General features: G+C 28.8%; 9 protein-coding genes. All 9 read right to left on the reverse strand.

Annotated elements, in window-relative coordinates:
• A partial coding sequence (locus HUJ77_RS14510) for a phage holin family protein (RefSeq protein WP_291709842.1) occupies window positions 1–218 on the reverse strand: 218 nt, incomplete at its 3' end.
• Window positions 219–220: 2 nt separating this feature from the next.
• Window positions 221–481 carry a hypothetical protein gene (locus HUJ77_RS14515; protein ID WP_291709846.1) on the reverse strand — a complete coding sequence of 87 codons (261 nt, stop codon included), beginning with the start codon at window positions 479–481 and terminating at the stop codon, window positions 221–223.
• Window positions 482–678: 197 nt separating this feature from the next.
• The gene (locus HUJ77_RS14520) at window positions 679–828 is read right to left on the reverse strand and encodes a hypothetical protein (protein ID WP_291709848.1); all 150 of its coding nucleotides are present in this window, start codon (window positions 826–828) and stop codon (window positions 679–681) included.
• A gap of 4 nt (window positions 829–832) precedes the next feature.
• On the reverse strand, window positions 833–1,123 hold the full coding sequence (locus tag HUJ77_RS14525) for a hypothetical protein (protein WP_291709850.1): 291 nt from the start codon (window positions 1,121–1,123) through the stop codon (window positions 833–835).
• 2 nt (window positions 1,124–1,125) lie between these two features.
• On the reverse strand, window positions 1,126–1,641 hold the full coding sequence (locus HUJ77_RS14530; protein ID WP_291709852.1) for a hypothetical protein: 516 nt from the start codon (window positions 1,639–1,641) through the stop codon (window positions 1,126–1,128).
• Window positions 1,642–2,256 carry a hypothetical protein gene (locus tag HUJ77_RS14535; RefSeq protein ID WP_291709854.1) on the reverse strand — a complete coding sequence of 205 codons (615 nt, stop codon included), beginning with the start codon at window positions 2,254–2,256 and terminating at the stop codon, window positions 1,642–1,644.
• Complete coding sequence (locus tag HUJ77_RS14540) at window positions 2,256–3,179, reverse strand: Ig-like domain-containing protein (RefSeq protein ID WP_291709855.1); 924 nt, start codon at window positions 3,177–3,179, stop codon at window positions 2,256–2,258. The genes HUJ77_RS14535 and HUJ77_RS14540 overlap by 1 nt, the downstream gene beginning before the upstream one ends.
• Window positions 3,180–3,197: 18 nt before the next feature.
• Window positions 3,198–3,425 carry a hypothetical protein gene (locus HUJ77_RS14545; protein WP_291709858.1) on the reverse strand — a complete coding sequence of 76 codons (228 nt, stop codon included), beginning with the start codon at window positions 3,423–3,425 and terminating at the stop codon, window positions 3,198–3,200.
• A partial coding sequence (locus tag HUJ77_RS14550) for a hypothetical protein (protein WP_291709860.1) occupies window positions 3,425–4,887 on the reverse strand: 1,463 nt, incomplete at its 5' end. The genes HUJ77_RS14545 and HUJ77_RS14550, both read right to left, overlap by 1 nt.

Here is a 4,887-nt window from a genome sequence, read left to right on the forward strand (position 1 = left end):
CCTTGAAGTATTGCATTTATAGCAGCTTCATAAATTACTTTATATTGTCCATTAATTAGATTTAAAAGAACTGCAAAAGTTATAGCAAATAACATAAGTATTACTGTAATATAATTATCTTTTACTCTTTCTAGCTTCTTAAGAAATACACCCATTACATAAATAGCAGCTACCAAAATCATTAAATTTTCTGGAATGAAAGTTAATAAATTATCCATTTTTACATCTCTCCTTTTTCATTTAAAACTTTATCTAATTTATTGTCCATAGAATTTACCTTAAAATCCATATGGTCCACTTTTTTAACTAAATTCTCTGTTAATATCCTATTACTTGTACTTAATTCCTCATTTGTTCTTGTAACTCTATCCAATGTCATTTCAATCCTTGGCCATATCTTTTTATACATAAACCATATTAATAAAATACATAAAGCTACTGGGAAAACAAATGTATTAAATAATGTTGTTATTTCATTCATTCTACACCTTCTTCTAAAAAATAATAAAAATTAACTAAATAGAGTATAAAATTAATTTAAATCCCCATAATATAAATAAAGAGATTTTCTCTTTATACATAAAATTGAGATAAGATATTACTTTATACTTTTGAGTGCAATCTTAGTATTTGTAATTTCTTATCTCTATTATTCATGGCAAATAATTGAATTTTAGATTATTTATTATTTAATAATTCAACTAACTCGTTATATTCAACTTGACTAATTCTATTATTTAAAAGAAATATATCTAATTTCTCTGACATTTCTTCCTTTGTTCCATAAGTTCCTTTGTTTATTACTGTTACACATAATCTATAAGTCATATTTCTACACTCCTAACTCTAATTTAGTTAATCTATATTCTATATCTAAATTAAATTCGTCTTGTCCTGGCTCTTGTATTGATTCAACTACTTCTGGTATATATTCTTCTATATAATCAAATAATCCTGTTCCAGTTGGTATTTCTTTTAATCTAAAATTCTTTGTTCCGTTATTATCCTTCCAATACTCATAATCACTTTTAGTAATTTGTATGTCAGTTTCAATTATGTCAGTTGTTCCTTCAAGTTTAAAACCAAAATCATTATTTGCTATTCTCAAGTAATATCTTGTCATTTCTACCACCCTATCATGAATATTTTTAATCTCATTGTTGCATTTACTGGTTGACTTGCATACACTCTTGCAATACCACTACCCAATAATGAATTTACAACTGTAACATTAGTAGTTATATATCTCGCACCTAGTACATTCGAAATACAATTTGCCCACCCCATTGCTCCTCCACTGTTAAATCCGAGTGGCATTGTAACTGCAACTTCAACAGATTGAGATGCTGTTAAATTAGCATCAACTTCGCACCACTGTATCATAAATCCTGTTTTCTTATCCTTCCACCATCCATTTGTAGATTTAGATATTTCATTCGTCAATTCACCTATTAATGCTTCATTATTAAATATTCCCTGTTCAATATTATTCATAGTAGCAGCAGTAATTGGTGTACCTTGTTCTGTTACTGTACCTGGTGCAGGTGTTAAAGTTACTGTACCATCTGGATTATTCACCATTGTATAATCTCTAGGGTTTTGGACTGTTCTATCTTTCCATAATGTTTTTACATAAGCCATTTATATACCATCTCCTCCACAAGTAAAAGCACCACAATACTTAAATGCATTAATGGTGCTTACTACTAATTTATATATTTTTTCTATATTATCCTCCAGCCTATTTGCTTCTTTATAATCGAAATATTGTCCACTTCTCCAATCCGTTTTAGTACCTAAAAACCCTACTGGAGTATGAAAACTATCGCATATACTTTGTATATTACTTTCTATCCTATTTAGACTCTCTGAAAACTCTATGCTGGTATTATTTCTATCTACTTTCACACCTTGTAATATAGACCTATCTCTAAATGTTGCAATAGTATCAGCAATATAATTTATATTACACTCAACTCTATTTAAATCATCGTAATTGTAATAATCATCCTTACTCCAATTAGTTTTACAAGGTATTAACTCATATCCTCTATATAAAGTTGTTATATAGGAATATGATACTCCAGAGTTTTTATAAACAGTAATATTTATTAAATATTTACCATCCCTCGACTTTGGTACTGTTGCGCTCCATGTATTTTCAGAAGTAAGTGTAAAAGTTGCAGAAACATTATTTACAGTACCATTAATATATGAAACATCAGATGTTAACCTAATACTTATTTGTTCATTCATTATCCTGTCACCGTGATACTAATTACCATTGTTGCTCCTGCATCAGCTGGGTTCGGTGTAATAGTAACACCTGAAATAACAGGAATACTTGTATCAGCTGTAACATTTAATGTTGTTGATGTAGTTTTATTTGCCTGATCTGTCGCAGTAATAACAATTGTATTAGCTCCTTCTATTAATGTTATAGTCTTAGTAAAACTTCCAGAAGTAACTGGTACAACTCCTTGATCCACATTGTTAAGTTTTATATTTATTGTTACTGTAGTACTAGTTGCATCATTCGTGGTACCTTGTATAACTAATGACTTATTATTTGTTATTAGATTATTTGCTGGACTACTAATATTAAGTACTGGTGGAACAGTATCTATTTTGAATGTTCTGCTAGCTTGTACAGCGCTATTACCATCAAAGTCACTTATATCTATAGTAACTGTATGTGAACCATCAGCTAAAGAACTTTGTGGTGTATAAGTGCAATCATAGCCATTTGCAACTTGTGTACATACCATTCCAGCTGATAGATTTGTTATAGCTGCTCCTCCATCTATTTTTAGAACTAATTTAGATATATCTACTCCTGAACCTCCACTTTCATCCCTAACCTGGAATACAATTGGTTGATTGGCATTGCTTACAAAAGCACCACTACCTGGCGAAGTTATACTTATTGTTGGTTTTACTCTTTCTTTTACAATTAGTTTTAGGCTATTACCTATATTCGCAGTATTATCATTTGCTGTTACTTTTGTACCAGCGCTATTAGTTGCTTCTACAGTTACAGCATAATAATGTCCTGAATTAACATTATATGATGTAGTGTTAGGAGCAGTAATTGTTTTTTCATACTTTCCAGTGCTACTATTATATGTTAAGTCATACCAAGTACCATTAATCTGTATTCGTACAGTACTAATTGCCATTAACTTACCTCCTTCATTTTATAAAATTAAATCTTGCCCACAATTTAATGTTCCACAATAGCTTATTAAAGTTTCTTGAACAAACTCCTTTTCGATAATACTTACACTTAAACTTAAAGAAGTATTTTGATTAACAGGATTAGGTAACATACTTATATTTAAAATAACTGGTACTAATATAGCATTACATAGCTCTACTGTAGTATTATTACAAAAAGTATTATCCATCCCACAAAATGAATACATTATACCCCACCTTTACTTTCTGTTTTACCAGATAAGTATCCATTGTAGTTAAACTCTTGCTTTATTATTTTACTTTGTTTGTTACTATTAAATCCATCTTCAATAAGCACTATATCTCCACATTCTAAACAAGGATTTTGTCTCCAGTTCACCTCATATGCAGCTCTTAAGTTCATTTCTTGAAATATCCATTTAGCTATTTCAGTTGCTTGTGCTTCAGTATTTATTAATGGATTTTCTATTTTATAGCTAACACCATTTAATACATTAGAGTTATTAAATACAATCTCAGTTTTATTAGATAATACAATTGTTAAATATTTTACTGGATTATCTAATCTAATTTTAGGAACATTATAGGAATTATCTAATCTAATATTTTTTATATCAAATTGATTATTAACCTCTAGTATAGAACTTCCACAAAATACTCCATCCATTCCACAAAAAACCATATAGTTTATACTTGCATCTAATGTTTCAACTTGTCTTATTATTAGATTTCCATATCTATCTTGCCATATAGCACTCTTACTAGCTAATGCAACATATTGGAGTGCTTTTTTGCAACTTAATTTTTCTTTAAACCCTTGTGAATTAATAATTTTTAACTTTTCATCTATTTTATAATCAGTTATTCCAGCAACACTTAAAATACTCTTTGCAATATTAAACAATGTTCCACCATTAAATATTGTATATGGTTCATCTTCTAAATTATTTAATATATCTCTGGCCGTAAAACTTGCTGTAATTGAGTTATCATCTGTCTGCCAATCACACAAATAATACTTTCCCATTGGAATATACTCTATATTATTATTCTCTAAGACAATTCCAATCTCTGCTTTAACTTCTTGTCTTTCTTGAAGATAGGAATAAACACCATTAGGATTTAAAATATTAAAAGCTTTGCTACTATTATCTATAGTAAATTTAATTTCATTACTTGGTACTGTATCGCTTAATATATCGACCTGTTCGATAATATTCATGTTTATTAATTCTCCATCTTGATATTGCTTAATAATGCCAAAATCAATATTTTTAATCCTAGCTCTTCTATTTCCTGAACACCATTTTTTTATTATAATAACAACCTTACCATAATTACTAATAGGTGTATCGAAAGTATATAAAGCTTCTGTATTGTCTATTATTGAATAAGTGTTAATTAAGATTCCATCTAACTTATAAACCTTAATATCAAAATCCCTTGCATATTCATTTGTTCTTATATCAAAAGCTATTGTTAAACCTACGCTACTATGGGGTTTATTAAAGGTTATTGTTATACTTTCGTTATTAAAAATACCATTATTATCACAAATGTTATTACTCCACCATCCTACTTCAAAACCCCTTTCAGTATTTTTTGGTGGAATTACAAAAGAACCATCTAACTTCCAATAATCATTTTCAAATGTTGCATATACAACTTTACCTTTACAAGGTTTGAAAG

Source organism: Clostridium sp. (assembly GCF_021443865.1).
Lineage (GTDB): Bacteria > Bacillota > Clostridia > Clostridiales > Clostridiaceae > Clostridium.

Bases quoted from the DNA above. Each gene is read 5' to 3' on its own strand.
- HUJ77_RS14515 (WP_291709846.1), bottom strand. From the start codon at position 481: ATGAATGAAATAACAACATTATTTAATACATTTGTTTTCCCAGTAGCT.
- HUJ77_RS14520 (WP_291709848.1), bottom strand. From the start codon at position 828: ATGACTTATAGATTATGTGTAACAGTAATAAACAAAGGAACTTATGGA.
- HUJ77_RS14525 (WP_291709850.1), bottom strand. From the start codon at position 1,123: ATGACAAGATATTACTTGAGAATAGCAAATAATGATTTTGGTTTTAAA.
- HUJ77_RS14530 (WP_291709852.1), bottom strand. From the start codon at position 1,641: ATGGCTTATGTAAAAACATTATGGAAAGATAGAACAGTCCAAAACCCT.
- HUJ77_RS14535 (WP_291709854.1), bottom strand. From the start codon at position 2,256: ATGAATGAACAAATAAGTATTAGGTTAACATCTGATGTTTCATATATT.
- HUJ77_RS14540 (WP_291709855.1), bottom strand. From the start codon at position 3,179: ATGGCAATTAGTACTGTACGAATACAGATTAATGGTACTTGGTATGAC.
- HUJ77_RS14545 (WP_291709858.1), bottom strand. From the start codon at position 3,425: ATGTATTCATTTTGTGGGATGGATAATACTTTTTGTAATAATACTACA.